Annotated in this window: 3 protein-coding genes; all 3 read right to left on the reverse strand. The window is 77.4% G+C overall.

Translation table 11 applies throughout. The features are described 5' to 3' along the window. The coding region (locus tag E1300_RS49285) for a GNAT family N-acetyltransferase (RefSeq protein ID WP_503104955.1) at positions 1–275 on the reverse strand (275 nt) is incomplete at its 3' end. Continuing rightward, positions 272–1,372: a ribosome small subunit-dependent GTPase A gene (rsgA, locus tag E1300_RS49290; protein WP_242619916.1), complete on the reverse strand. Its 1,101-nt coding sequence runs from the start codon at positions 1,370–1,372 to the stop codon at positions 272–274. The genes E1300_RS49285 and rsgA, both read right to left, overlap by 4 nt. Before the next feature lie 196 nt (positions 1,373–1,568). Continuing rightward, positions 1,569–2,043 (reverse strand): LLM class flavin-dependent oxidoreductase (locus tag E1300_RS49295; protein WP_131764125.1); only part of this gene is annotated, 475 nt, incomplete at its 5' end.

Genomic DNA, 2,043 nt, shown 5'->3' on the forward strand with positions numbered 1-2,043 from the left:
AGGACGGCCACCGGCGCGAGCGCCAGCGCGGCGGCGCCGCCGACCCGGCACCGGGTCAGCAGCGCGTACCCGGCGATCTCGCCGTCCGGCGCCGCGGCCACGAAGGACAGGCCGGGCAGCCACGCCGCGTCCTCGCGCAGCGCGTCCACGAGGTCGGCCTCCGCCGCGGTCGGGAACGCCGACAGCACGACGCGGCGCACGGCCGCGGCGTCCGCGGCGGTCTCCGGCCTGGTCAGCCAGCGGCGTTCTCCCCGGTGCGCGACCGCCGCGCTCATCGGTCCCGCCCCCGCTCCCTGTACATCTGCCGTTGCCACTTGGAGATGGCCTTCCACTCGTTCTGCCGCTCGGCGCGGAGCCGGGCGTCGGTGCGAGAGGCGATCCAGGCGTTCTCGCGGAGCAGCTTGCGGTAGCTGTCGAGGCGGCGTCGCGGCAGCCGGCCGTCCTCGATGGCGGCCAGGACCACGCAACCCGGCTCGGTGCGGTGGGCGCAGTCGCCGAACCGGCACTCCCGGGCCAGCTCCTCGATCTCGGCGAAGGTCTGCTGGAGGCCCTCCTCGGCGTCCCACAGCCCGACGCCGCGCAGGCCGGGCGTGTCGATGAGGACGCCGCCGGGCATCGGCAGCAGCTCGCGGCGGACGGTGGTGTGCCGGCCCTTGCCGTCCTGCTCCCGGACGGCGCCGGTGGCGAGGACGTCGCCGCCCAGCAGGGCGTTGCCCAGCGTGGACTTGCCCGCGCCGGACGGCCCGACCAGCACCACGGTCCCGCTCAGGACGGCGGCGACCACGTCCACGCCGTCCCCGGTCGCGGCGCTGCACGCGACGACGTCGACGCCCGGGGCGGCGGAGGCGACCTCCGCCTCGGCGTCGGCCGTCCCCGCGACCTGGTCGGCCTTGGTGAGCACGACGACCGGGCGGGCGCCGCTCTCCCAGGCCAGCGCCAGCAGCCGCTCGACGCGGCCGAGGTCCAGCCGGGCCGCGAGCGAGACGGCGATGGCGACGGTGTCGACGTTGGCGGCCAGCACCTGGCCGTGCGAGTCGCGTGAGGCCGTGGACCGGACGATCGCGGTGCGGCGGGGCAGCAGCGCGGCCAGCACCGCCCGCTCGCCCTCCCGGTCGGCCTGCCGGTCGGCGGCGGGGCGCAGTGCGGCCCAGTCGCCGGTGCACGGTGCCGCCAGGGGATCGGACGAGGCGACCGGCCTCGTCTCGGCCCGCAGGGGGCCGTGCTCGGTGACCACGTCGCACAGGCCGCGGTCGACCGCGATGACGCGCGCGGGGACCAGGCCCGCGGCGCGGTGCGGGGTGAACTCGTTCTCCAGGCCTTCATCCCAGCCGTAGGCGGCGAGGGGAGACCCGGTGGAGGATGCGAAGGACAACGGAAGGAACCCTTGCTTCAAGGGACCCCGCTGAGAACGCCGCCAAAGAGGTAAGGGGCGGCTCAGCCGGCGGCCCGGAAGATGAGGACAGGCTGAGTGCTGCGGGCAGCAGCCATCGCAACGACGGCCATGCACCCCACCTCCTTCGCGTTCCGCGCCCGACCCTACCGGCCGCCGCCCCTCGGCGGCCATCGGTTTATCCGCGCGGCCCGTCCGCCCTCAGCAGGGCGCGGACCTCGGCGAGCAGGTCGACCTGGGCGCGCCAGTCGCCGCCGGAGATCCCGACGACCACGTGCCGCGCTCCGGCCGCGCGGTAGGCGGCCAGCCGCTCGGCGGCCCGCTCGGGCGTCCCGGTGAGCGGGATGTCCGCGACCTCCTCGACGGGACGCCCGTACGCGCCGCTGATCCCCGCCGCGATCTCCTCCCGGGACGGGACGCCCGGGGCGTCGCCCAGCGCCGCCGCGGCCCCGATCGCGATCACCGGGACGCGGCGCCCGTGCCCGGCGGCCTGCTCGGCGAGCCGGGCCGCGCCCTCGGCGACCTCGGCGGGGGAGATCAGCGAGGGGAACCAGCCGTCCCCGCGCCGCGCGGCGCGCCGGATCGCCGCGGCCGAGGCGTTGCCGACCCAGACCGGCGGCATCGGCGCGGCCGAGGACGCCGACGGCCTGGAC

It is taken from the genome of Actinomadura fibrosa, from assembly GCF_900659615.1.
Lineage (GTDB): Bacteria > Actinomycetota > Actinomycetes > Streptosporangiales > Streptosporangiaceae > Spirillospora > Spirillospora fibrosa.